General features: G+C 27.0%; 32 protein-coding genes. 1 reads left to right on the forward strand and 31 read right to left on the reverse strand.

Translation table 11 applies throughout. The features are described from left to right. On the forward strand, positions 1–194 hold a 194-nt coding region (locus tag AYC59_RS08045; RefSeq protein WP_211260009.1), incomplete at its 5' end, for a hypothetical protein. A 169-nt stretch (positions 195–363) separates the two neighbouring features. On the opposite strand, the gene AYC59_RS04700 is transcribed toward AYC59_RS08045, so the two are convergent. The 31 genes from AYC59_RS04700 to AYC59_RS04845 all read right to left on the reverse strand — a co-directional run bounded on the left by AYC59_RS04700 (position 364) and on the right by AYC59_RS04845 (position 26,431). Next, entirely contained in the window at positions 364–1,053 is a 690-nt protein-coding gene (locus AYC59_RS04700; protein ID WP_066895718.1) for a peptidylprolyl isomerase, read from the reverse strand. A gap of 3 nt (positions 1,054–1,056) precedes the next feature. Continuing rightward, positions 1,057–1,419 carry a hypothetical protein gene (locus AYC59_RS04705; RefSeq protein ID WP_066895720.1) on the reverse strand — a complete coding sequence of 121 codons (363 nt, stop codon included), beginning with the start codon at positions 1,417–1,419 and terminating at the stop codon, positions 1,057–1,059. A 12-nt stretch (positions 1,420–1,431) separates the two neighbouring features. Continuing rightward, the gene (locus AYC59_RS04710; protein ID WP_066895722.1) at positions 1,432–2,655 is read right to left on the reverse strand and encodes an ABC transporter permease; all 1,224 of its coding nucleotides are present in this window, start codon (positions 2,653–2,655) and stop codon (positions 1,432–1,434) included. A gap of 1 nt (position 2,656) precedes the next feature. Beyond that, positions 2,657–3,346 (reverse strand): ABC transporter ATP-binding protein, encoded by a 690-nt coding sequence (locus AYC59_RS04715; protein ID WP_066895723.1) that lies wholly within the window; start codon positions 3,344–3,346, stop codon positions 2,657–2,659. Further along, entirely contained in the window at positions 3,343–4,404 is a 1,062-nt protein-coding gene (locus tag AYC59_RS04720; RefSeq protein ID WP_066895724.1) for an efflux RND transporter periplasmic adaptor subunit, read from the reverse strand. Before AYC59_RS04720 ends, AYC59_RS04715 begins: the two co-directional genes overlap by 4 nt. Then, a complete protein-coding gene (locus tag AYC59_RS04725; RefSeq protein ID WP_066895725.1) occupies positions 4,404–5,621 on the reverse strand; it encodes a TolC family protein in 1,218 nt (405 codons plus the stop codon). Before AYC59_RS04725 ends, AYC59_RS04720 begins: the two co-directional genes overlap by 1 nt. A gap of 2 nt (positions 5,622–5,623) precedes the next feature. After that, positions 5,624–5,947 carry an SdpI family protein gene (locus AYC59_RS04730; protein ID WP_066895726.1) on the reverse strand — a complete coding sequence of 108 codons (324 nt, stop codon included), beginning with the start codon at positions 5,945–5,947 and terminating at the stop codon, positions 5,624–5,626. Positions 5,948–5,958: 11 nt separating this feature from the next. Then, on the reverse strand, positions 5,959–7,770 hold the full coding sequence (gene typA, locus AYC59_RS04735) for a translational GTPase TypA (protein ID WP_066895727.1): 1,812 nt from the start codon (positions 7,768–7,770) through the stop codon (positions 5,959–5,961). A 148-nt stretch (positions 7,771–7,918) separates the two neighbouring features. After that, the gene (locus AYC59_RS04740) at positions 7,919–8,500 is read right to left on the reverse strand and encodes an SdpI family protein (protein ID WP_066895728.1); all 582 of its coding nucleotides are present in this window, start codon (positions 8,498–8,500) and stop codon (positions 7,919–7,921) included. Continuing rightward, positions 8,490–9,122: a hypothetical protein gene (locus AYC59_RS04745; RefSeq protein ID WP_066895729.1), complete on the reverse strand. Its 633-nt coding sequence runs from the start codon at positions 9,120–9,122 to the stop codon at positions 8,490–8,492. The genes AYC59_RS04740 and AYC59_RS04745 overlap by 11 nt, the downstream gene beginning before the upstream one ends. Next, complete coding sequence (locus tag AYC59_RS04750) at positions 9,103–9,396, reverse strand: autorepressor SdpR family transcription factor (RefSeq protein ID WP_066895777.1); 294 nt, start codon at positions 9,394–9,396, stop codon at positions 9,103–9,105. Before AYC59_RS04750 ends, AYC59_RS04745 begins: the two co-directional genes overlap by 20 nt. A gap of 115 nt (positions 9,397–9,511) precedes the next feature. Beyond that, entirely contained in the window at positions 9,512–10,222 is a 711-nt protein-coding gene (locus AYC59_RS04755) for an ABC transporter ATP-binding protein (RefSeq protein ID WP_066895732.1), read from the reverse strand. Position 10,223: 1 nt separating this feature from the next. Continuing rightward, positions 10,224–10,982, reverse strand: a complete 759-nt coding sequence (locus AYC59_RS04760) for an ABC transporter ATP-binding protein (RefSeq protein WP_066895734.1) — start codon at positions 10,980–10,982, stop codon at positions 10,224–10,226. Then, the gene (locus AYC59_RS04765) at positions 10,982–11,998 is read right to left on the reverse strand and encodes a branched-chain amino acid ABC transporter permease (RefSeq protein ID WP_066895735.1); all 1,017 of its coding nucleotides are present in this window, start codon (positions 11,996–11,998) and stop codon (positions 10,982–10,984) included. The genes AYC59_RS04760 and AYC59_RS04765 overlap by 1 nt, the downstream gene beginning before the upstream one ends. Position 11,999: 1 nt before the next feature. Continuing rightward, positions 12,000–12,896 carry a branched-chain amino acid ABC transporter permease gene (locus tag AYC59_RS04770; protein ID WP_066895737.1) on the reverse strand — a complete coding sequence of 299 codons (897 nt, stop codon included), beginning with the start codon at positions 12,894–12,896 and terminating at the stop codon, positions 12,000–12,002. A gap of 42 nt (positions 12,897–12,938) precedes the next feature. After that, positions 12,939–14,069: an ABC transporter substrate-binding protein gene (locus AYC59_RS04775; RefSeq protein ID WP_066895739.1), complete on the reverse strand. Its 1,131-nt coding sequence runs from the start codon at positions 14,067–14,069 to the stop codon at positions 12,939–12,941. Positions 14,070–14,205: 136 nt separating this feature from the next. Further along, complete coding sequence (locus AYC59_RS04780; RefSeq protein WP_066895741.1) at positions 14,206–14,448, reverse strand: KH domain-containing protein; 243 nt, start codon at positions 14,446–14,448, stop codon at positions 14,206–14,208. Then, on the reverse strand, positions 14,448–14,687 hold the full coding sequence (locus AYC59_RS04785) for a DUF4911 domain-containing protein (protein WP_156445482.1): 240 nt from the start codon (positions 14,685–14,687) through the stop codon (positions 14,448–14,450). The genes AYC59_RS04780 and AYC59_RS04785 overlap by 1 nt, the downstream gene beginning before the upstream one ends. A 1-nt stretch (position 14,688) precedes the next feature. Next, complete coding sequence (rsmA, locus tag AYC59_RS04790) at positions 14,689–15,504, reverse strand: 16S rRNA (adenine(1518)-N(6)/adenine(1519)-N(6))-dimethyltransferase RsmA (protein WP_066895745.1); 816 nt, start codon at positions 15,502–15,504, stop codon at positions 14,689–14,691. Beyond that, positions 15,488–16,048: a hypoxanthine phosphoribosyltransferase gene (gene hpt, locus AYC59_RS04795; protein ID WP_066895746.1), complete on the reverse strand. Its 561-nt coding sequence runs from the start codon at positions 16,046–16,048 to the stop codon at positions 15,488–15,490. Before hpt ends, rsmA begins: the two co-directional genes overlap by 17 nt. A gap of 95 nt (positions 16,049–16,143) precedes the next feature. After that, positions 16,144–16,554, reverse strand: a complete 411-nt coding sequence (locus AYC59_RS04800; RefSeq protein ID WP_066895751.1) for a cytidine deaminase — start codon at positions 16,552–16,554, stop codon at positions 16,144–16,146. A gap of 11 nt (positions 16,555–16,565) precedes the next feature. Next, entirely contained in the window at positions 16,566–17,276 is a 711-nt protein-coding gene (deoD, locus tag AYC59_RS04805; RefSeq protein ID WP_066895754.1) for a purine-nucleoside phosphorylase, read from the reverse strand. Between the two features lie 25 nt (positions 17,277–17,301). Continuing rightward, complete coding sequence (gene deoC / locus AYC59_RS04810; RefSeq protein ID WP_066895755.1) at positions 17,302–17,970, reverse strand: deoxyribose-phosphate aldolase; 669 nt, start codon at positions 17,968–17,970, stop codon at positions 17,302–17,304. A gap of 12 nt (positions 17,971–17,982) precedes the next feature. Next, positions 17,983–19,287: a thymidine phosphorylase gene (locus AYC59_RS04815; RefSeq protein WP_066895757.1), complete on the reverse strand. Its 1,305-nt coding sequence runs from the start codon at positions 19,285–19,287 to the stop codon at positions 17,983–17,985. A 96-nt stretch (positions 19,288–19,383) separates the two neighbouring features. Continuing rightward, the gene (locus tag AYC59_RS04820; protein WP_066895762.1) at positions 19,384–20,409 is read right to left on the reverse strand and encodes a BMP family lipoprotein; all 1,026 of its coding nucleotides are present in this window, start codon (positions 20,407–20,409) and stop codon (positions 19,384–19,386) included. A 202-nt stretch (positions 20,410–20,611) separates the two neighbouring features. Then, complete coding sequence (locus AYC59_RS04825; RefSeq protein ID WP_342666616.1) at positions 20,612–21,517, reverse strand: LLM class flavin-dependent oxidoreductase; 906 nt, start codon at positions 21,515–21,517, stop codon at positions 20,612–20,614. Beyond that, positions 21,492–21,650, reverse strand: a complete 159-nt coding sequence (locus tag AYC59_RS08165) for a hypothetical protein (RefSeq protein ID WP_245620646.1) — start codon at positions 21,648–21,650, stop codon at positions 21,492–21,494. The genes AYC59_RS04825 and AYC59_RS08165 overlap by 26 nt, the downstream gene beginning before the upstream one ends. A gap of 115 nt (positions 21,651–21,765) precedes the next feature. After that, complete coding sequence (locus tag AYC59_RS04830; RefSeq protein WP_066895764.1) at positions 21,766–22,788, reverse strand: BMP family lipoprotein; 1,023 nt, start codon at positions 22,786–22,788, stop codon at positions 21,766–21,768. A gap of 175 nt (positions 22,789–22,963) precedes the next feature. Then, positions 22,964–23,824: an ABC transporter permease gene (locus tag AYC59_RS04835; RefSeq protein ID WP_066895766.1), complete on the reverse strand. Its 861-nt coding sequence runs from the start codon at positions 23,822–23,824 to the stop codon at positions 22,964–22,966. Then, a complete protein-coding gene (locus AYC59_RS04840; protein WP_066895768.1) occupies positions 23,824–24,918 on the reverse strand; it encodes an ABC transporter permease in 1,095 nt (364 codons plus the stop codon). Before AYC59_RS04840 ends, AYC59_RS04835 begins: the two co-directional genes overlap by 1 nt. Next, entirely contained in the window at positions 24,911–26,431 is a 1,521-nt protein-coding gene (locus AYC59_RS04845; RefSeq protein ID WP_066895770.1) for an ABC transporter ATP-binding protein, read from the reverse strand. Before AYC59_RS04845 ends, AYC59_RS04840 begins: the two co-directional genes overlap by 8 nt. Positions 26,432–26,525: the final 94 nt, after the last annotated feature.

The raw sequence follows: 26,525 nt of genomic DNA on the forward strand, positions 1-26,525 counted from the left end.
TTTCTTTCCCTTCCTTTTTTGCATTTCAAACTTCAAAATTATTTGTGCATTTGCCCATAAAAAAGGGAGAAACTTCAATCGTCGCTAATGTTAATTTTAAAGGGTTTGTTGATATTTTTCAACATTTTTTTCTTTTGTTAAAAAATCAAGAGTATTCTCAACCCTTGATTTTTAGATGCTTTCTTTATATTTAAGTGTTTTTGCATTTCAAATTACATGTTACCTTAAAGACAATTTATATCTATTAAAATATTGAAAATAGATATGAAATTGTTTAATTTAAATATTATTACATGATTTGAAATTAAATTTATATAAAATAAAAATGCAATCTTGCGACTGCATTTATATTCCATTGAACTATTATTTATTTTCTTTAATTTCAAAACCTGTTGATTTTAAAGCTTTAGTCCATTCTTCAGTTTCTTTCTTAAAGTTATCTAAGAAAGTATCAACATTATATCCTTGTATTTTAACATCAATAATTTTATCATCTTGTCTTATTAATCTTGCTACTGTTAAATCATTTGCATCAATTAAATTACCTATTATAGAGTAATTATCATTATATGCATCAACTCTTTGTAAAGTTATAAAGATTTGAGAACCGTTTGTATTTTTACCTGCATTTGCCATAGCTAGAACACCTGGTCTATCAAATTTTAAGAAACTAAATTCATCAGGCAATAAATATCCTGGAGTTCCTGTACCATCATGATTTGCACTTCTATCTCCTGCCTGAATAATATTATTAACATTTACTCTATGAAAATCTACGTTATCATAGTAATCATTCATAGCTAAGAACACAAAATTTGCAACCAATGTAGGTGCAGCTTCAGGGTATAGATATACTTTCATATCCCCTTTAGTAGTTTTAATAACTGCCTCTAATTTATATTCTTTTAATTTATTTAAGAATAATTCTCTTTCTGTAAATCCAAATACTTTTTCTCCTACAAAACTTTCTACAAATTTGCTTCCAGTTGTAGAACAGCTTATTAAAAATAGAGAAAAAGCAAATATCATTAATAATTTTAAAGTTTTCTTCATATTTTAAAATCGAGGTTGAGTAAATCCGTAAACTAAATTCTCAACATCAACTTTCTCCTTTCTATTAAAATTAAATATATGAAAATTAAAGTTTTCAACCTTTAAGTTCTCTTTTATTTTCATTTCTTCTTTTTCATTTAGTATGTTATCATAAACTACTAATAAATCTAACACTTCATCATCACCATTTACAACTTCAACAATATTTATAAGTCTTCTTGGATTAATATTTAGACTTTCTTTCAACACTTCATTTGCGAGCTTTTTATTAGCTATTGCATGATAAAGATTTGATTCTAAATTATTAAGTACTATTCCAAATACTATTTTAGGTTCTTTATATTTCTTAATAGTAATAACTGCCATAACCCTCCTTACTTATTCTGATCTCAATGCTTCCATAGGAGATAAACGTGATGCTTTTTTAGCTGGGTATATTCCAAATATTAATCCTGTACCACCTGAAACAAGTAAAGAAAGAACTAATACATTCATCTTAAGTATAGGTGTAATCTTTAAGAATAAACCAACTAAGAAGGCTAATGAATAACCAAATACAACTCCAACTATTCCTCCTATTAAAGTAAGTATAATAGATTCTATTAAAAATTGCAATAATATATGTCTATTTTTAGCACCTATGGCTTTTCTTAATCCTATTTCTGAAATTCTTTCAGTAACTGATACAAGCATAATATTCATTACCCCTATACCTCCTACAATTAAAGAGATTGCAGCTATAAATGATATGAATATAGATACTTTATCAAGTATTCCAGTTACTTCTTTTAATTGATCATTTATTGGTGTAATCTTATATATATCTTCTCCATTAGCTTTTTGTAATAAATATTTTTTTAATATATCAGTTGTCTCCGTAAGTTTTTTCTCATCTTTTACTTTAAACATAAAGTTTTGATTATATTGTTTTTCTTCAGCTACTGTAAATATTCTTGCTTGCGGTTGAGCTATTGGTGATTCTTTTTCTGGTTTTTGAGTAACTCCAATTATTGCATATTGTTTTGAATTACCATCAAAATCTTCATATTCCAATACTTTACCTATAGCACTTGCAGGATCACCATATATCAATTTAGCACTTTCATATTCAATTACAGCTACTTTAGCATTGCTTTCAAATTCTTCTTTACTAATATTTCTACCATAACTAACTTTATAGCTATATGCTGGCATATTTTTAGGACCTATTCTATGTTCATCTATATATATTTCACTTCCAAAAATACCGCCTTTATTTTCAGTATTATTTTCATTAGTATATATTCCCATAGATTGTGTTTCAAAAAAAGCAACATCTATATTAGGTAATTTTTCTATAGCTTCAAGATCTTCTTTTGTAAAATAGAAATCTCTTTCTACATTTCTTTTAGCAAGTTTTTTTGTATCTATATCAACCATTACTATTTTAGATAATGACTTAGTTAAATCACCAAGCAAATTATTTTGAAACCCTGTTCCTATTGATGATATTAAGACTACAGATCCTATACCAACTATTACTCCAAGCATAGTAAGAAAAGATCTAACTTTGAAAGATAATAAACTTTTTATTGATAATTTAATTAATTCAAATATATCCATATTATACCCTTCTTTCTAAAACTTGTTCATCTGAATTAATTACACCATCTTTAAGTCTAATAATTCTTTTTGCGTGTTCTGCAACATCTTCTTCATGTGTTACCATTATTATTGTAACACCTTGATCATTAAGTTCTTTGAATATTTTTAAAATTTCTTCTCCAGATTTACTATCTAAGTTTCCAGTAGGTTCATCTGCAAATATTATTTTAGGTTCATTTATTAATGCACGAGCTATAGCAACTCTTTGCTTTTGACCCCCTGACATTTCAACAGGTCTATGATTCATACGTTCTGCAAGTCCTACACTTTCTAAAGCTATTTTAGCTTTTTCATGTCTAGTTTTTCTATCAACACCTTTATACATAGCTGGTAATTCTACATTTTCTAATGCTGTAAGTTTTGGAAGTAAGTTATATGCTTGAAATACAAACCCTATTTTTTCATTTCTTACTGTAGATAGTTCATCTTCTCCCATATTAGATACATCTATTCCATCAAGTATATATTGACCTGTAGTTAAATTATCAAGACAACCTAATATATTTAAGAAAGTAGATTTACCACTTCCAGATGGACCCATTAAAGCTACGTATTCACCTTTTTCAACATTAAGATTTAGTCCTTTTAATACTTCAAGAGATAATCTACCATTTTTATAGACCTTAACGATATCCTTAACTTCTATCATTTTATTTTATCTCCTTCTTTATATACTCTTGATAAATTATTAAATACTTTATCTCCAGCTTGTAATCCAGACTTAATCTCATAAACAATGTTATTAGTTTTACCTAAAACAATTTCTCTCTTTTCTACAACATTTTCTTTATTAATAACGTAAACAAATGCTTTACCATTTTCATCAGTTTCAACATAAATTATAGGTATAGAAACTGCATCATTTAATTCATCATATATTATACTTAATTTAACTTCATCACCTGGTCTAAGACCTGAATTTTTCTCAAGTTTAATAGTTATCTTAGTTACTGCATCATTAAACTGAGTATTTTTTTCTGATATTCTTGAAATTTCAGAAATAGTACTTTCTATAGTAGTTCCGTCAGGTAATGATGTTGATTTAATAATAACTTTTTGTCCAGCTTTCATATTTTTAATTTTTGAGTTAGGTATTTGTGCTGTTATTTTCAAGTTTTCTACATCTACTATTTTAAATAAATATTTAGATTGATCAACTTTTAAATTTTCATCAACATTAGCTTCTGTTATAACCCCTGAAACAGGTGATACAATTTTATTTGAATAATCTTTTGAATTTAATCTTATATTTTGTAAATCAAGTTCTGCAAGTTTTAAATTATTACGAGCATTTTCAACTTCACTTCTTGAACTTCCACCAACTTTATATATTTCATTTAAATCATTAAATTCTTTTCTTCTTTGATTAACTGTAATTTGTGCTTTTTCTATATTTCCATTCATTTCTTGTACTCCAGCATCATCAAGTATAACTAAAGTATCATCTTTATTTACTTCATCACCTAATCTTTTATATACATTTTTTACTTTTCCAGCAACTGATGAAAATATTAAAACTTCTTTTTCACTTTCAACTTTTCCATCTACATCATAATTGAAAACTAGATTTGATTTATTAACTTCATATATTTGTGATGCATCAACACTTGGAATAGCAGAAGAACTTTTTGATTTAATAATTCTATATCCACCACAAACAATAAGTAATACAAGTATAGCTAATCCTATTTTTTTCTTTTTAGTCATTACATTCCACCTCTTTTAATTTTAGCAATAAATAACAATAAGTCTATTTTAGATTCTTCTAACTCTTTTTTAGCTTTTAATAAGTTAGTTCTAGTTTCAAGAACTTTGGCATAACTAAGTGTTCCTATTTCATATTTTTTATTATTAATAACTAATTCTTCTTCTAAATTAGATATATTAACTAAATTAGATGTATAATTGTATTTTAATCTATTATACTTACTAACATATTCATTAACCATTTTTTGTACATTAAGATCTAATTTATCTTCTTTTTCTTTTGCTAATTTTAAATTTTCATTTAATGTAGTATCTGTTTTAATAATTTCAAAATCTTTAGAAACAGAAACTCCAACATTAAATGATTTATTTAATATATCATAACCTACATTCGGTGTAATTTTAGGAATAGTATTCATAGCTAAATCTTTACTCTTACTTATTTTAGCTTTTGCAATATATAGTTTTTCTGATTTAGTAAATGTATTATCAACATATTTTTCTATTTCTTCTTTAGTTAAATTAGAACTTTTATCATATTTAAATTCAAATTTTTCATAATTTTCAATATCACTAGCCTTAAATTGAATTAACATATTTTCTAAATCACTTTTTTCTAATATATATCCTGCTTCTGCTAGTTCAATTTTTTTCTTAGACACATTATAATCATGTTGAGATATAGTCCCTATTTTATATGATTTTTCAAGTATTTCTAAATCCTTAGCATATTTCACAGATTCTTTTTGATAAAGATCTACTGTTGCTTTTTTTAATATATAGCTTTTATATAGATCTAAATTTTTATCAATTTTTTCTTCACGAGTTTTAATAAATTCTAATTTTTTTAGCTCAGCATCTAATTGTCCTTCACTAAATTTATCATAAAGAAATTCATTAATTGTTTTACTTGCATAAACCTTATGTGATGTAATTTTTTTATCTAAAACATTAAATCCTAAATCATAGTGTACAAATCCAAAAGTTAAACTGTTATTTTGAACTAATACATTAGGATTATTTGCATAATCTATTGAACTTGTAATATTTATATTATTAAAATCTAATAATTTAGCCTTTAACTTTTCTTTTTCTAAAGTTTCTATGTTATCATTATATTCCATATTTATTTTATCATCACTATATTCAAAAAGATTATTAGTACTATTTGCTAATACTAATGAAGGTATTAATAATAACAATATTTTTTTATTCATAATTATCCTTTCCTATTACCTTTATCGTCAAATTTAGTTCTTAATAATAATTCTGTTATAGCTATTGGTAAAAGTAATATTAAAACTTGTAAAGCAGTTATAGAAGATATATCAATTTTTCTTGCAAAACAAATAGTTAAAACTAGTGATACTACTCCAAAAGCTAGAAATAATTTACCAAATAATTTTTGAGCATATATCCAAGTTTCATTACTAATCTTGGCTCTTTTTGTTCTATAACCAACATTATTATTTATTTGTACTGGATATCTGTCTTTCATAAGATATCCTAATATTATCATTAAAATAGGCATAAAAACTAACATAGGTATCTCCTTTATTTACTTAACTGATTTCTTACTCTTTTTCTTTCATTTTCAGTTAGTAATTTCTTTCTAAGTCTTATATGATTAGGTGTTATTTCAACTAATTCATCATCATTGATATATTCAAGTGCCATTTCAAGAGTAAATACTTTAGCAGGTGCAAGTTTAACATTATCATCACTTCCAGCAGCACGCATATTAGTTAACTTCTTTTCTTTACATGCATTTACAACTAAATCATTTTCTCTGTTATGTTCTCCAACTATCATTCCTTCATAAACATCTACACCAGGTTCTAGAAATAATATACCTCTTGGTTGTAAATTATTTAAAGCATAAGCAAATGTTGTACCATTTTCCATAGAAATTAAAACACCTTTTCTTAAATCAGACACATCCCCTTTATATTTTTCATAATCATAGAATGTATGGTTTAAAATTCCTGTTCCTCTTGTATCTGTTAAGAATTCATTTCTAAATCCTATTAATCCACGAGCTGGAACTTTAAATTCAAGTCTAGTATATCCATCTGTTCCTTGTATTAGATTAGTCATTTCACCTTTTCTAACTCCAATTTTTTCAATAACTACACCTACATATTCATCTGCAACATCTATAGTTGCATATTCTATAGGTTCCATTACAATACCATCAATTTCTTTAAAAATTACTTTAGGTTTAGAAACTTGTATTTCATATCCTTCTCTTCTCATATTTTCAAGTAAAATTGAAAGTTGTAATTCTCCTCTTCCTTTAACAACAAATACATCTGGTGAATCTGTCATTTCAAGTTTCATACTAACATTATGATTTACTTCATGTGTTAATCTTTCAAGTATATTTCTTGATGTAATATATTTACCATCACGTCCAGCAAATGGTGAATCATTAACTATAAAGTTCATTGAAAGTGTTGGTTCATCTATATCTATTAAAGGTAATGGTTTAACATTATCTTTATCACAAATACTTTCCCCTATATCTACACCTTCTATACCAGCTATAGTAACTATTTCTCCTGCAATTGCTGTTTCAAGTTCTATTCTTTTTAATCCTTGATATCCATAAATTCTACTTATCTTAGATTTAACTTCTGTTCCATCTCTTTTAACTAAAACTATTTCTTGATTTTTTTGTATAGATCCATTATATATTCTTCCAGTTGCAAGTTTTCCAACGTATTCATCATATTCAATATTAGTAACTAACATTTGTAGAGGTTCATTTATATCTCCTTCTGGTTCTGGAACATTTTCAACAATTAGATCAAATAAATCTTTCATATTATTTGTTTCTGAGTGTAAATCTATTTTAGCTATACCATTTTTAGCTGAAGTATAAACAACAGGGAAATCTAATTGTTTATCATTTGCACCTAAATCAACAAATAGGTCAAATACACTATTAACTATATTTTCTGGATCTGAATTTGGTCTATCTATTTTATTTACTACAACTATAGGATTTAATCCATGTTCTAATGCTTGTTTTAAAACATATTTAGTTTGTGGCATTACACCTTCAAATGCATCTACTAATAGTAAAACTGAATCAACCATTTTTAAAATTCTTTGTACCTCACCACCAAAATCAGCATGTCCCGGTGTATCTACTATATTTATTTTATAATTATTATATGTTATAGATGCATTTTTAGAAAAAATAGTAATACCTCTTTCTCTTTCTATGTCGTTACTATCCATAACTCTTTCTTGCAATTTCTCATGTTCTGAAAAAGTTCCTGACTGCCTAAGTAAAGCATCTACTAAAGTTGTTTTCCCATGATCAACATGAGCAATTATTGCTATATTTTTTATTTTCATTTTAATTACCTTTCTTTAATTTATATGCATTCATTATAACATTTTTATAACTTTAATTTCAACACTTGTATATTTAGTGTTTATTTTCTTTTAAATCTATTTTACTATCTCATCTATATATTTATATTATTAAAAAATTAGAATAATATTAGTCTTTATTTTTATTATAATAAACATACGAAAATATTGTTGAAAGTATAACTAATACTAACACAATGAATGAAGTCCAAAGTGCAAAATTAGGAATTATAAATACTCCTGGTAAATATATTATTGCAAGTATTATAGATAAGTATCCTAAAAATCTATGTGTTGCATTCCAAGTTGATACATTCTTTAAAGTCCAAGGTACTCTAAGACCTATATTTTTATTCATTGGTAATTTAGGTGCTAAGTTTCCTAAAATAAGGAATAAAATAAATATTAATGTAGCATATATATATTTAAAATTATTTGAATCTAGTTTATTATTTTTACTAGTTATTGTTAGTACAAAGAAAAGTATAGTTATCACACTACAAATTATTAAGAATATTTTTAAATTCTTAAATTTAGGATTATCCTTACTAACCTCTGTTATATCTTCTAAATTAAAATACATAAATATTGACATTGCCATTAAGCAAAGTCCTGATAAAATTAATTTTAACGATTGATCACTTATTAAACTTAAAATTACAAAAAATGCAATAACAAAAACATATAGTATTAATTTTGAATTATTTTTCATTTTTATCACCTGTCTTTTTAATATATTTCATATAAATACTTAAAATTATAATTGGTCCAAATACCCATAAAAACAATATAACCACATTATATGTATATAAATTTTTAAAGAATGGTGCAATAATAACATTTAAAATTGCCATAAATATAGAATAGTATCCAAAAGCTCTTTCATATTTAACTTTTACATCAGGATTATTATATAAAGTTTTAGTTAAATAATCATTAGTTTTTCCTCTTGGAGTTTTAGTAGCAATACTTCCTATAACTATCATCATTAATGAAAAAACAGTGGTAATAATATATTTGTATAAAATTGGTAAACTATTAATATCCTCATCAAAAAAGCATACTAAAAGAACAACAAATACTATAGGCATTAATTTAATATTTAAAATATTTGATTCTTTAGATTTTGGATCAGTATAATCAATTTGATAAATTTTATCATAATAAAAATAAGAAAATATACAAAAAACTGCCATTTCTAATGTTAATACTAGTACACGAGTTGAAATATCATCAATAAGATGTCTGCTTTCCACCATAAATATCAACCCAATAATATTTATCCATTGATATACATTAAGTTTTTTATAATAATTAATTATTGCCTTCAGCATCTTCATCACTTCCCTTAACATTTAATAATCCTGTAATTCCAACCATTAGTTCCTGCAACACAGATAAATTTAATGAATATATTATCTGATTTGCACGCTTTTCAGCAACTATAATTTCAGCTCTCTTCAATATATCTAAGTGTCTTGAAATTGATGGCTGAGAAATCTCAAATTTTGCTGCTATTTCTCCAGCTGTTAGATTTTGCCACTTTAATAGTTTAATTATTTCTCTTCTATAAGGGCTTGCTAGAGCTTGAAAAAAGTCATCATTCATAATTTTTTCCTCCTCTATTTTAGTATTTAGCAATATAGCTATATTCCTTAATTTAATTATAGCTATATTTATATTAAAAGTCAAGAAAAAAAATAAAATGAGACATAATCTCATTTTATCCACCTAAATATGCTTTTTTAATGATAGGATCATTAATTAAATCTTTTCCGCTACCTTCTAGAACTATTTCTCCCGTTTCTATAACATAAGCTCTATCAGATATTTCTAGTGCCATTTTAGCATTTTGTTCAACAAGTAAAACAGTCACTCCATTTTCTTTATTTATTCTTTTTATAATTTCAAAAATTTCTTTAACAAGTAGAGGTGATAATCCCATTGAAGGTTCATCTAATAGTATTAGTTTAGGTTTAGACATCAATGCTCTACCAATAGCTAGCATTTGTTGTTCCCCTCCACTCATAGTTCCTGATAACTGATTTTTACGTTCAAGTAATCTAGGAAATAGGTTAAATATTTTTTCTACTTCTTCATTAAATTCAGATTTACTTCTTGTATAAGCTCCCATTTCAAGATTTTCAAGAACAGTTAAATCAGTAAAAATTCTTCTTCCTTCCGGAACATGAGCCATTCCTTTACTTACTAATTTGTGTGCTTTTATATTAGTTATATTCTCACCATTTAAAACTATTTCTCCAGATTTAATAGGTAAAACATTAGATACAGAATTTAATATAGTTGTCTTTCCTGCACCATTTGCACCAATGAAAGAAACTATTTCTCCTTCTTTTATATTAAAACTAATATCTTTAATTGCATGTATCTTATCATAAAAAACATTTATATCATTAACTTCTAATATTTTCATACTAATCTCCTAAATAAGCTCTAATAACTTCAGGATTATTTTGAATTTCTAACGGTTTCCCTGTAGCTATAATCTCACCAAAATTTAATACATATAGTCTTTCACAAATTCCCATAACAAGTTCCATATCATGTTCAATTAAAAGAATTGAAATCCCAAATTTATCTCTAATATATTGTATTATATTCATCAATTCTTTAGTTTCATTAGGATTCATTCCTGCTGCAGGTTCATCTAATAATAAAACTTTTGGTCTACAAGCCAGGGCTCTTGCTATTTCTAATTTTCTCTGATTTCCATAAGATAGTGAATCAGCTCTTTTATCAAACATTTCATCTAAATCAAACATAGATAAATATTTTAATGCTTCTTCTGTTATTTTTGATTCAGTTTCTCTAAATTTTTTAGTTCTAAATACAGAATCAAATATAGAATAATCCTTTTTTTGATCTATAGATATTCTAATATTATCAAGTACTGATAACTGTTTAAATAATCTAATATTTTGGAAAGTTCTAGAAATTCCCAAACTAACTCTTTCATTAGTTTTGATATTAGAAATATCTTGATCTGATAGAACTATTTTACCCTCAGTAGGTATGTATACTCCTGTAAGTAGGTTAAATAATGAAGTTTTACCTGCACCATTAGGTCCTATTAATCCAACTAATTCATTTTCTTTTATTTCTATATTAACATTATTAACAGCTGTTAACCCTCCAAATTTAATAGTTAAATTTTCAGTTTTTAGTAGACTCATTATTTCACCACCTTGTTCTTAATTTGTTTTAATTTCTTTAATAATGTTGGAATAGTAAATTCATTTGTTCCTAATATTCCTTCTTTTTTGTATATCATTAAAAGTATTAATATTATTGCATATATAAATAATCTATATTCTGAGAAATTTCTTAAGTATTCATTAAGTAATGTTAAAAATGTAGCTGAAACAACTGCACCTGTAATACTTCCTAATCCCCCTAAAACAACCATAACTAAAATTTCTATAGAAAATACAAAACCAAATTTATCTGGTGTTAAAGTTCCTAGATTATGAGCAAATAATGAACCACCAATACCTGCAAAAAATGCTGCCATAGTAAATCCAAATAATTTAGCTTTATTAATATTAACACCCATATTTTCTGCAGCTATTTCATTTTCTCTAACAGATAACATTAATCTACCTTTTTTAGATATTAATATCATTATCATAACAACAGATGAAACTACTACTATAATAAATGTATTTGTAAAATTAACTACACCAGGTATACCATTTAACCCTGCAGCTCCCCCTAAAAAATTAATATTTTGTATTATATATTTAACTATTTCACCAAATGCAAGTGTAATTATAGCTAAATAGTCCCCTCTTAATCTTAAAGTAGTGAAACCTAATAAAAATCCAAATAAACTTGCAACTATAGCACCAAATATAGTAACTATAACAAGATGTAAACTAGGATTTAAAGAATATTTTGAGATATAAATAGATAAAATACTAGCAGAATATGCACCTATAGATATAAATCCGGCATGACCTAAGTTTAATTCACCCATTACTCCTGATATTACATTTAAACTAAGTGCAAATAATACATAAATAAGTATATTAATATATAGTCCTGCCTTATAACTAAATATTCCTTCCCCCATTATAGATAAGAATAAAACTAAATATAATAAAATTATTAATAAGGCTGATATAGAATAATTTTTAACATTTATTTTTTTCAGATTATCTGAATATTTTTTTATATTATTATCACTCATATTACACCTTCTCCTTTACATTCTTACCAAATAATCCATTAGGTTTGAATAATAAGATTAATATTAGAACTCCAAATACTATTGTATTTGCCCAAGTTGATGAGATATATCCTTTTATATAAGTTTCTAATAATCCCATAACATATCCACCTACCATAGCACCTGGTATAAATCCAATACCACCAAATACAGCAGCTATAAATGCTTTAAGACCTGGCAATAATCCCATATAAGGATCAATTCTAGGATACATAAGTGCATACATTATTCCACCTAACGCCCCTAGTGCTGAACCTATAGCAAATGTTACTGCTATTGTAAAATCTGTATCTATTCCCATAAGTTTAGCAGCAACCATATCTTGAGAAACTGCTCTTGTTGCTTTACCTAAATTTGTATATTTAATAAATGAATAAAGAACTATCATACAAACTAAAGTTGTTAAGATTATAAATATACTTAAGTAACTCATTTTTATACCAAAAAATTCTAAATAAATAGTATTAGATAAAAATTTAGGGGCATTATTTAAACTTATTACTTTAGGTTCTGCTCCAAATAATATTAAAGCTAAACTTTCTAATAAAAAGCTAACCCCAATAGCTGTTATTAATACATTCATTCTTGACGCATCTCTAAGTGGCTTATATGCCAATTTATCAACAACTATTCCTAAAATAGCACAAAATACTATAGAAACAAATATCGAAGTAGTAAGTCCATACCCTTTTTCTACACATAAGAAAGATATATATGCTCCTACCATTAGTATATCACCATGAGCAAAATTTATTAATTTTACTATCCCATATACCATAGTATATCCTAGAGCAATTAATGCATATATACTTCCTGTTTGCAAACCATTAATAGTTTGCTCCAAAAAATTTTGTAACATATTCCCTCCAAAAAATATAGTGGCTCAAGAGAGCCACTTTAATTAAAACTTATCTTTTAAAACTAGTTTACCATCTTTAATAGTCATAAATGTAACTTGTTTTTTAGGATTTCTATTTTCATCAAATTCAAGTTTACCTGTAACTAAATCTATTTTTGATTGTTTTAAGGCATCTTTTATTTTTTCTGGATTATTTACATCATCAACTCTTGATAAAGCATCAACTAAAAGTGTTGCTGCATCATATCCTAAAGCATTAAACATGTCAGGATCTTTGTTATACTTAGCTTTAAATGCATCTATAAATTTAACATTTAGCTCAGTTGTATCATTTAAATCAAATTGAGTTAAGAATATTGCACCTTCAGTAACACTAGCAAAGTTTTTATGAATTCCATCCCAACCATCTGATCCAAATGCTTGAATATTATTTAATCCTAATTCTTTAGCTTGAGAAAGTATTAAACCTATAGTATTATAATAATCAGGCAATAATAAAACATCTGCATTACTATTTTTAACATTTGTTAATAATGACTTAAAGTCTTTATCATCTTTAGTATATTTTTGTTCTGTAAATGATAAACCAATTTCTTTAGCAACCTCTTTAAATTTATTAGCAACACCTACTGAATAATCAACTGATGTATTTGTTAATAAAGCAACATTATTAAATCCTTGTTCTTTAATATACTTAGCTAAAACTTCACCTTGGAAAGGATCTGTAAATGTAGTTCTAAATACAAAATCTTTTCCTTCTGTTATATCAAACCTTGTACCTGCTGGTGTAATAAATGGTATTTTAGCTCTTTGAGCAAGCTCAGCAGCTGCAAAAGTATTTGCTGATATTGATTCTCCTAAAATAGCATTTACCTTATCTTCAGATATCATTTTTTTAGTTATATTAACAACTTCTTGTAAATCTCCTTTAGTATCTTGAGTTATTAATTCAATTTTTTTACCGTTAACTCCACCTGCATTATTTATCTCTTCAATTTTTAATTCTACACCTTCTTTAATACTTATACCGTATTGTGATATATCCCCAGTTAGTGACTCGGGTAATCCAACTTTAATAATATCAGTTGTATCCCCCTTATTATTTGATGCAGCATTATTTCCACAGCTAAATAAAAAAGCTAATGATAAGACTGATAAAATTAATTTTTTCATAAATTCCTCCTCGTTTCTTAATTATACAGTAATTATATCACAATATATAAAATATACAAAATATTAATTTTTAATGTTAATCATATATATAATATATGATTAAAAAAAGTAGGTTAAATTAAATCAACCTACTTTTTTATTTTTCTATAACTTTTATACTTATATTATCTTTATTTTTATTAGCAATAGAAGATATTAAATGTCTTAAACTTGTTATTATTTTTCCATTTTTTCCTATTACCTTACCTATGTTTTGCTTATCTACTAATATTTCTATATTAATATTTTTACTTCCTTTAGAACTTAATTCATAATGATTTTCTTCATCTAATAAATTATCAAGCCAAAACTTAATCAAATCTACATAATACTCTGGCATTAAAGTTCTCCTTTCCATATTCTTTCTTCTGATATATGCATATCTATTCCAAATTTGATGAGCTTATCTATTAACATATTAACATCATTTACAAAAAAAGTATTTGTTAATATTTTAATAACACCATTTTTTCTATCTAATGTTCTTACTATAGCAAGTCCTTCATATGCTTCAACTATTTTATTTATAAAATCTATATTAGATTTGTCTGTATTAATTATATATTCATAACTCTGCATATTATACCTCATTTATTATTTTAATTAATTCTATATATTCATCTACACTAAGTTGTTCAGCACGTGTCATTTCACTTTTACCTAATTTTAAAAGTGAATTTTCAGTTAGACTTTTTTCTATACCTATAGTTTTTAGATTATTAGCTAAACTTTTTCTCTTACTTGAAAAACTAGCTTTTATAAACTCTACAAATTTATCAAAAGATATTAGCCTTTCATATTTCATATCTTTATAAAACTTAATTTTTATAAATGCTGAATCTACTTTAGGGATTGGATCAAAATACTTTTTGTCAACAGTAAATAAATATTCTACCTCACCAAAAAATTGTAATATATATGAAAATGCTCCCCTATTACTATTAGATCCTTTAAAAGCAAGTCTTTCCCCAACTTCTTTTTGAACCATCAAATATATATCATCTATATTTTCTCTAAAATCAATTAATTTATTTATTATAGGTGATGTAATATAGTAAGGAATATTTGCAACAACTCTATACATCTTTTCTTTTTCTAATATATTAATTAAATCATATTCTAAAAAATCTGTATGTACTAATTTAAAATTTGGATATTTTGAAAACTTTATATTTAATTTAGGAATTAAATCATTATCTATTTCAAATGTAATTAAATTAGCATTAGTTTCTAATATATATGAAGTTAAAAAACCTAATCCTGGTCCAATTTCAATAATATTATCATTTTCTGAAATATTAGTTACATCAGCTATCTCATTTAACAAATTTTTATCTTCTAAAAAATTTTGTCCATATTTCTTTTTATGATTATGTTCATTAATCTTCTTTTTCATATAATTCTAAATCCATAATTCCTATATAAGGTATATTTCTATATTCTTGTTTAAAATCAAGTCCATATCCTAATACAAATTCATTAGGAATTTCAAAGCCTGAATATTGAACATCTATATCAACAACTCTGTCAACTTGTTTATTAAGTAATGTACAAAGAATTACATTTTTAGGACCTCTTTTTCCTATTAATTGTAATACTTTCTTTAAAGTTAATCCTGAATCAATAATATCTTCTACTATCAATACATTTTTACCTCTTACAGAATAATCAAGATCTTTTATAATCTTAATATCTCTAGTACTTTCAAATTCATCACCATAACTAGATATTTCCATAAAATCAATTTTTAGAGGTCTTTTTATCTCTCTTATTAAATCGGCCATAAATAATATTGAACCTTTTAAAATACCAACAACAATGAACTCAGCATCATCATTTTCATAATCTTTAGTGATTTGTGCTCCAAGTTCTTTAATTCTTTCTTTTAATTGCTCTTCAGTTGCGACTTTTCTTATTATTCCTTTTTCCCAATCTTTCATTTCCAAATCCCTCTCTTAATTAATTATTATTTATGTTATTATACACCAAAGATAATTCAAAATCAAGAAAAAAGTGACTTAAAAAGTCACTTTTCCTATAAATGTTCTGGACCAAATGAATATGGTAATATTTCATCTACCGTCCACACAGTATACTTGTCTGTTTTAGAACTTGCTAAAACTATTCTTGTTTCATCATCAGAAAATTCTCTAATAACTTGTCTACACATTCCACAAGGACTTATAGGCTCTTCTGTATTCCCTGTTATAACTATAAGACTTATTTTTTTCATTCCCTCTGTAACTGCTGTAGAAATTGCATTTCTTTCAGCACAGATAGTTAAACCAAATGAAGCATTTTCAACATTGATTCCTTTATGTATATTACCTTTTTCATCTATAAGTACTGCTCCAACTTGAAATTTAGAATAAGGAACATAAGCCTTATTTAATATATCATTTGCCTTTTTTATATAGTCTCTAATTTCTTGATCTGTGTATTTCATTTCTTTACTCCTTAGAATTCAATTGCAGTATCTAATGCAAGTTTAATCATATCATTGAATGTTAATTGTCTTTCTTCTGCTGTTGTAGCTTCACCTGTAACTAATGAATCACTTATAGTTAATAATGTTAAAGCTCTTACTCCAAATTTTGCAGCAGTTGTATATAATTGAGCTGTTTCCATTTCAACACATAAAACACCAAATTTAGACCATTTTTTCCATCCATCTAAATCATCACCATAGAAAGTATCACTAGTTAAAACATTACCAGCTTTAAAGCTAATATTTCTTTCTTTTGCTAATTCATATGCTTTAAATGCAAGATCAGCATTTGCTGTTGGAGCATAATCTGCACCATTAAATCTTAATTTATTAATATTTGAATCTGTTGAAGCTGCAAGAGCCATTACAACGTCTCTAATTTTTACAGTTTCATTAGTTGCTCCAGCTGTCCCTATTCTTATTAAATTTTTACATCCAAATTCATTTATTAATTCATGAGCATATATTCCTATTGAAGGAACTCCCATTCCTGTTCCTTGAACTGATATTCTTTTTCCTTTATATGTACCAGTAAATCCTAACATTCCTCTTACATTATTATATTGAACTACATCTTCTAAAAATGTTTCTGCTATATATTTAGCTCTTAATGGATCTCCAGGTAATAAAATAGTTTCTGCTATATCTCCTCTATTTGCTCCTATATGTGGTGTTGCCATAAAATCACTTCCTTCTCTTTAATTTTTAATATTTATCTTTATCAACTTTGATACCTTTAATAATTTCTATTCCTGAACTAGTTCCAAGACGAGTTGCACCTAATTCTATATATTTTTCTGCAGTTTCTAAACTTTTAACTCCACCGCTTGCTTTAACTTGTGCATTATCACCAACTACTTTTTTCATAAGAATTACATCTTCAAAAGTTGCTCCTCCTATTCCAAATCCTGTAGAAGTTTTAACAAAATCTGCATTTGCATTTAATGATAAATTACATGCCAATATTTTTTGTTCAGAATTTAAATAACAAGTTTCTATTATTACTTTTAATACCTTATCACCTATTGCTTCTTTAATAGCCTTTATTTCATTTTCTACATAATGGCTATCTCCTTCTAATAATTTACCAACATTTATAACCATATCTATTTCAGAAGCACCATTTTTAATAGCTTCTATAGCTTCAAAAACTTTAGCCTCAGTTGTCATTGCTCCTAAAGGGAACCCAACTACTGCAGCTATTTTAACTTCACTTCCTTCTAATAATTTTTTACATTCTTTTACATAACAACCATTTACACAAACTGAATAAAATCCATATTCTTTTGCTTCAAGACATAATTTTTCTATATCTTTAGTTGTAGTAGTCGCTTTTAAAACTGTATGGTCAATATATTTTGTTATATCTAACATATTAATTCTCCTTTATTCTATAATATCTAAAATAGTTTTAACTTTATCTATTCCTTTATCATCTATTACATAAGCATCTAATACCATGTTTTTTGAATTTTCAACATTAGTTGGATCATTGTAGAAAATCTTAGCAATTAATTCACCTTTTTCAACTTTTTCTCCAACTTTTTTAAGTATTTCTATACCTACTGCGTAATCAAGTACTGATTCTTTAGTTTCACGACCTGCTCCTATTACCATAGCTGCTTTCCCAATTTCTTCAGTTTTTATTCTATGAATATGTCCTGAATTTAAAGCATATACTTCTAAAGTATTCTTAGCTTGTGGTAATAAAGTATAATCATCAACTATTGCAGGATCAGCTCCACTTTCTTTTATGAATTCTTTAAATACTTGTAGTGCTTTCCCTGAATTTATTACTTCATCTATTAAAGGATATCCTTCTTCTAAGTTCTTAATTACTCCTTTAGATTTTAGTGCAAGAGAAGCAATAGTATAAACTACTTCTTTTAAATCTTCAGACCAATTTCCTTTTAAAGCCTCTATTCCTTCAATAATTTCTGTTGCATTCCCTATATTATATCCTAAAGGTTCATCCATATTAGATAATACTACCTTAACATCACGATTTGCACCTTTACCAATAGCTATCATTCTATTTGCAAGACTTCTAGCTTCATCTATAGTTTTCATAAATGCTCCATCTCCAACTTTAACATCAAGTATGATAACATTTGACTGTATAGCTAATTTTTTACTCATTATACTACTTGCTATAAGTGGTATTGATGGTACTGTTGCAACAACATCTCTTAATGCATATATTTTTTTATCAAGTGGAACTATATTATCACTGTATCCCATAAGACCTACTCCAGTCTTATTAGCAATTTTAGTTAAATCTTCTTTTGTACTTGAAAACTTAAAATTCTTTATAGACTCAAATTTATCAATAGTTCCTCCTGTATGTCCAAGTCCTTTACCTGATAATTTAGCTGTTGCCATACCAAGTGCTGAAAGTATAGGTGCAATTGCTACTGTTACTTTATCTCCTACTCCACCTGTACTATGTTTATCAACTAAAAACTTATCTAAGTCAGGAAAAGTTATTATATCTCCTGAATCTCTCATAGTCATAGTAAATGTAACTAACTCTTCATCTGTCATATCTTGAAAATATGTGGCCATTAAAAATGAAGCCATTTGATAATCAGGAACTTTACCATCTTTATATGAATTTAAAAGAAATTTTATCTCTTCATCAGTTAATTTAATTCCATCTCTTTTATTTTGAATTATATCAACTACTCTCATTTTTCTGTCCTTTCTAAAACTATAATTATTTGTGAAAAAGAACAAAAACAGGCTTATATTGCCTGTTTTATTTATACTTAGGTTATCAGACTAAGTTTATTTTAATGGTCCTTTTTCTTCAACTTTTATTTTACCATCTTTAATATCTTGTTTAATTTGAGCAAGTTTATCAATATTTTCTTTACCAATTATATCTTTAGTAAATTCAAATTCAGTTGTATCTAAACCATCTTCTGCAATACCAATATATTTAATTCCACTTTGGAATTTTCCATCTATTAATTCTTTTATAGTGTCATAAACTCCATTATCAACTTTTTTAATCATAGAAGTTAATACAAGTCCTGGAACTTCAGAATCTTGATTTGAATCTACCCCTATTGCATATACATTTTTTTCTTGAGCTGCTTTAAATACTCCAGCACCTGATGCACCCGCAGCATGCATTATTACATCTGCACCTTTAGATATTAGAGCTTCTGTTAATTGTTTAGCAGCAACTGGATCATTAAATGCATCTGAACCATTTATATATGAAACTAATACTTCTATATTAGGATTTATATATTTAGCTCCTTGTACATATCCTGTAGCAAATCTTAATATAACTGGTGCTTCCATTCCACCAATGAATCCAACTTTATTAGTTTTACTCATAAGAGCAGCTAAAGCTCCTGTTAAGAATGTTCCTTCTTGTTCTTTGTATGATAATGATAATACATTGTCTTTACCATCAATAACATCATCTATCATAACAAATTTTTGATTTGGATATTCTTTTGCTACTGCATCTAATGCTTCAACTGATGTAAATCCTATAGCAATTATTAATGCATATTCTTCAGTTTGAGCATACTCTGTTAATTGATTTTTAACTTCAACTGAAGTTTCTTTTGGTTCATATTCAGAAACTTCTATCCCAAAGTCTTTAATAGCTCTTTGAAGTCCAGCATATGCTGAATCATTAAATGATTTATCACCTTTACCACCTGTAGAATATACTATCGCTACTTTTGTGGCTTTTTTATTTTCTGTTGTTGGTTTATCCTCAGTTTTACCTCCACAAGAAACTAAAAGAACAAAAGTAAAAAGAATAGTTAAAATAGACATTAGTCTTTTCATTTTAATTCCTCCTATTAAGTGTTTATAATATATTATACCACGATTTTAAAGATATGCAAGTATTAAAATTTAAAATAATTAATATAATTATACAGTTAATAATTTTACATTTAAAGTCATAAGTAAAAAAGAACATATAATTTTTAGAACTACGTTTATTTTCATTCTTTCATTATACAGTCTCTTATATCAAACACACATTTTATTTATCTTTAAAATATCCTCTAACAATAGGTGCAACTTCTTCTCCATATAATCTAATGGCATTCATAACATCTTCATGTTCCATAGACCCTATAGGTAAATGTGACATAAATCTATCTAATTTTAATTCTTCAACCATTTTTATTATCTTGTTGGCAACAGTTATAGGGTCTCCTACAAACATAGCACCATCTTCACTTATAGAATTAATATATTGTTCCCAAGTTAATTCTTGCCAATGCTCTCTATCTTTTGATACAGCATCCACTAACTGTTTTGTTGGATAATAGTATTTTTCAATTGCAGTATTTTTATCTTGATGTATAAATCCCCAAGAACTTGATGCAACTTTTAACTTATCAGGGCTATGACCAGCTCTTTCCCCCAACGCTTTATATAGATTAATAAGTTTTTTAAATACCATAGGATTACCACCTATTATTGCATAAGTTATAGGTAAACCTTTAAGTGCAATATTTATTGTTGAATCTACATTTCCTCCTGTTACAACCCATATAGGTAGATTTTCACTTCTTGGATAAACTCCTCTATTGTCTACATTATGAGTTAATTTACCTTCCCAATTTAATATTAAATTTTCTTTAATTTTTAATAATATCTCTAACTTTTCAGTAAATAATTCATCATAATCTTCAAGTTTATATCCAAATAAAGGAAAACTTTCAGTAAATGATCCACGTCCAACCATTACTTCAGCACCTCCATTAGACAAGGCATCTAATGTAGAAAAATTCTGATATACACGTATAGGATCTGCTGAAGATAATACAGTAACAGCACTAGATAGTTTAATATTTTTAGTTATACTTGCACCAGCAGCTAGTACTATTTCAGGAGCAGATACTGCAAAATTATTTCTATGATGTTCCCCTATAGAATAAATATCTAATTACACTATCAGCTAATTTTATTTCTTCTAATAACTCATTTAATCTTTCTTTATGAGTTAATGTTTTTCCAGTATTTTGTAATTGTGTTGTTTCACCAAATGTTGTAATTCCTAATTCAATTTTCATGAAAACCTCCGTTATCTCTCTTATGAATTAATTATATAACATTTTGGTTGTAATGTCAAAAGTTACAACAAATGCTAAAATAATAGGTATCACAATAGTGATACCTATATATTGCCTATTTTAAAGGACCGTTTTCGTCAACTTTGATTTCACCAGATTTAATCTTACCTTTTAATTCATCTAATTTAGAAATATTATCTTGTCCAATTACATCTTTAGTGAATTCGAATTCAGTTAATCCTAATCCGTCTTCAGCTATACCGAAGTAAGTAACTCCACCTTTGTATGTTCCATCTAATACAGCTTTAATAGCGTTAAATACTGCTACGTCAACATTTTTTAATTCTGAAGTTAATACTACTCCTTTAGCTTCACCATCTTGGTTAGAGTCAACTCCTATAGCATAAACACCTTTATCTTTAGCAGCTTGGAATACTCCAGCTCCTGTTCCACCAGCAGCGTGCATTATTACATCAGCTTTTTGTGAAATTAATGCTTCAGTTAATTGTTTTCCTGATACTGGGTCATTGAAAGGATTGCTTCCGTTAACATATGAAGTAACTATGTTAATATCTGGATTAATGTATCTTGCACCTTGGATGTATCCAGTTGCAAATCTGTGGATAACAGGAGCTTCAACAGCACCTATAAATCCTATTGTACCAGTTTTAGTCATCATAGCTGCCAGAGCACCAGTTAAGAATGCTCCTTCTTGTTCTCTAAACATTAAAGATGCAACGTTAGCTTCAACATCACTAACTTCATCAATTAAAGCAAATTTTTGATCTGGATATTCTTTAGCAACTGCGTCTAATGAATCTTTCATAGTGAATCCAACACCGATTATTAATGCATATTCTCCTGATTGAGCATATTCAGTTAATTGGTTTTTTGCTTCTACTGCTGGATCTTTAGGTTCGTATTCAGAAAATTCAATTCCTAATTCTGCTTTAGCTTTTTCTAATCCTCTGAAAGCTGAATCATTAAATGATTTATCTCCTTTACCACCTGTTGAGTAAACAATAGCTACTTTTTTTGCTACTTCTTCTTTTGGAGCTTCAGTAGTTGATTTACCACCACAAGAAATAAGTAATACAAAAGCAACTAAAATTGAAAAAATACTAAGAATTCTTTTCATTTTTATTCCTCCTATATTTGTAAGTAAGTTAATTATACAACTTTTTCTAATAAAATTCAATAAAAAAACAAATTTTTTTAATAATTTTAAATTAATAATGTTAAAACATATCTGACTATATTAAAGTTAATATTTAAAATTATAAAAAAAGACACTACATTAGTAGTGTCAAATTTTATTTTTCATATGGTTTACCACTTGCTTTAGGTGCTCTAGATTTACGTCCAAATGCAACTAATGCAACTATTGTTAATAAATATGGTATCATGGCTAAGAACTCTTGTGGTATTGATCCTCCACTTGCCTTAGTATAATCAGAAAGTGCTTGTCCAAATGCAAATAATAAACTTGCAAGTATAGCTCCTAATGGATTCCATCTACCAAATATCATAGCTGCCATCGCCATAAATCCACGTCCTGCTGACATATTATTAGTGAAACTTGCAAGTATAACTGTAGTCATATATGCCCCTCCAAGTCCACCAAATACTCCTGATGCTAATACACCTATATATCTATATTTATATACACTTATACCAACTGTATCTGCAGCTAAAGGATGTTCCCCAACTGCTCTTATTCTTAATCCAAGAACTGTATGATAAACAACATAATACGTTAATAATGCAAGCACATATATGAATAAAACTACAAGAGTTTTATTAGGATGTACTGAAGCTGCTGGAGTAGATCCTGAAACTTTAAATATAGTTTTAATTAAGTAAGATGTTGTCGCTACTGCGAATAAGTTTATCGCAACCCCACTTATAATCTGATCTCCTTTTAAGTGTATACTTATAACAGCATGTATTAATGAAATTAATAATCCAACTACCATACCTGATAATATTGCTAAATAAGGGTTACCTGTAAAGTAATTTACTACAGCTGCAGCAAATGCTCCTGATAACATAATTCCTTCAAGACCTATGTTTGTAACTCCTGATAATTCTGATAAACAAGCTCCAACTGCAGTAATTAAAACTGGTGGTGCAACTGTAATTGTTTGTATTAATAAAGTTTTAAGTGCTTCCATTATTTAGTCCCCTTTCTTTTAGCCAATAAGTACTTGAATAAGTTTTCTGCCGCAACTAAAATTATTATTAATGCTTGAATTATAAATACAATTTCTTTGTCTAAATTAAATTGTCTTTGTAATGTTTGTCCACCAATTTCAAGTGAAGCATAGAATATTGATGCAACCAATATTCCAAACGGATTATTTTTACCTAGTAATGCTATTGCAAGACCTGTAAATCCATAATCACTCATAATTAAATCTGTAAATCTATACTCTGCTGCTCCTCCTAGAACTCTTTCAGCTCCTCCAAGACCAGCTACTGCTCCTGCAAGACCCATAGCTATAAATGAAATAAGTTTAGGATTAATTCCCGCATTTTCAGAAGATGTAGGATTATATCCAACAGCTTTTATTTCATAACCAAGTTTAGTCTTTTCAAAGAAGAAATAAGTTAAAATAATTATTAATATTATTATTACAAATCCTAAGTTTAAGTTTTGTTTAGTATAGTTAAAGAAGAATAAAGGTAATCTTGAAGCTTCAAAAACTTTACTTGTTTGGTTATTAGAAGATGCTGGATCTTTTAATGGACCATTTACTGGATTTATTAAATATCTTTGTAAGTTAATCATTATATAGTTTAACATTATCGTACTTATAACTTCATTTATATTATATTTAGATTTTAAGAAACCTGCTAATGCTGCCCATAAGAATCCAAATAATCCTGCAACAAATAATGTTATTAAAATATTAGTAATTCCAAAAGGATCTATATATCTAGTAATTACAGTACCTGCAAGAACGGCTCCTAAACCTCCTGCAACTAATTGTCCTTGTACCCCTATATTAAATAATCCTGCTTTAAAAGCTATCATAACAGCTATTGCTGAGAACATTAAAGGAGTTGCGTAAACTAAAGTTTTAGCAAGTCCATTAAAAGGGAACTTAGGTGATGATTGATACAATGCAGTTTTAAACATTGCAAAGTATGCTTCAAATGGGTTAACACCTCTTGATAACATTATAGCAGCTCCAGCTAAAAGTGCTATTAAAACCGCTAATAAAGAGGGCAACATATTATAAAATGTTTTTTTAAACTTAGTCATTTAATTTACCTCCTGCCATTAATATTCCTAATTTTTCCATAGTAGCATCTTTTCTATCTAAAATACCTACTACTTTTCCTGAATACATTACAGCAATTCTATCACTTAAAGTCATAACTTCACTTAATTCTGCTGAAACAACAAGTATAGCTTTACCTTTTGTTCTTTCATGTAATATTGTATTATGAATCATTTCTATCGCTCCTATGTCAACCCCTCTTGTAGGTTGTGAAGCAATAATAAATTTATTTTCTTTTTCTAATTCTCTGGCTATAACAACTTTTTGTTGGTTACCTCCAGAAAGTCCTCCATAAATAACCTTACCATCAGTAGGTCTTATGTCATATTTTTCTATCATTTCACTTGTAGATTTATTAACTTTTTTAAAGTTTATAATTCCTGATTGAACATATTTTTCTAAATCTCCTAATATTAAATTCTCATTTACACTGAATTCATTAATAGTAGCTCTTTTATGTCTATCTTCAGGTATATGTGAAAGACCTTCTTCCCTAATTTTTCTAGGTGTGTTATTTAATAGTTCAAGTCCATCTATACTATAACTACCAGATTTAGCTTTTCTAAGACCTGCAAGTACTTCAATAAGCTCAGTTTGACCATTACCTTCAACACCGGCTATTCCTAATACTTCACCTTCTCTTATTTCAAAGCTTATACCTTTAACTTTTTCTGCACCTAAATCATTTAAGGCAACTATATCTTTTACTTCAACTAAAGTTTTACCAATTTCAACTGGTTCTTTTTTAATATCAAATAATACTTCTCTTCCTACCATCATATTTGCTATTACTTCTTTAGTTGCTTCGCTTGTTTTAAGATTACCCACGTCTTTACCACGACGTATAACTGTTATGTTATCAGATAAATCTAAAACTTCTTGTAATTTATGTGTTATGAAAATTATTGTTTTACCTTCTTTTATAAGGTTACGCATAATTCCATAAAGTTCTATAACTTCTTGGGGTGTTAATACTGCACTAGGTTCATCAAAGATTAGTAATTCTGCTCCTTTAAATAGTATTTTTAAAATTTCTATTCTTTGTTGTATACCTACTGAAAGATCTTCAACTTTTGCATCAGGATCTATATTTAAACCATATTTTTCCGAAACTTCTCTAACTTGTTTACGAGCAGTTTCTAAATCAAATATTACTCCATTTTTTGTAGGTTCAAACCCTAAAACCATATTTTCAGCAACAGTTAAAGTTTCAACTAACATAAAATGTTGATAAACCATTCCAATCCCTAAACGAGCGGCATCTGTTGGTGTATCTATAGTAACTTTTTCACCTTTATAGAATATTTCTCCTGAAGTTGGATCATATAATCCATTTAAAATCTTCATAAGTGTTGACTTACCAGCACCATTTTCTCCAACGATCGCATGAATTTCACCAGTTTTTATCTTAAGCGTGATATCATCATTTGCAACGATTTTACCACCAAAAAACTCTTTTCTTATATTATGCATTTCCAAAATATAATTACTCATCGTTTCCTCCCAATTAATTTATAATATATATTATACAACAAAAATTGAAAAAAGCAAATTCAAAAAACTAAATTTTGGAGTGTAAAGTTTAAAA

Source organism: Pseudostreptobacillus hongkongensis (genome assembly GCF_001559795.1).
Taxonomy (GTDB): Bacteria; Fusobacteriota; Fusobacteriia; order Fusobacteriales; family Leptotrichiaceae; genus Pseudostreptobacillus; species Pseudostreptobacillus hongkongensis.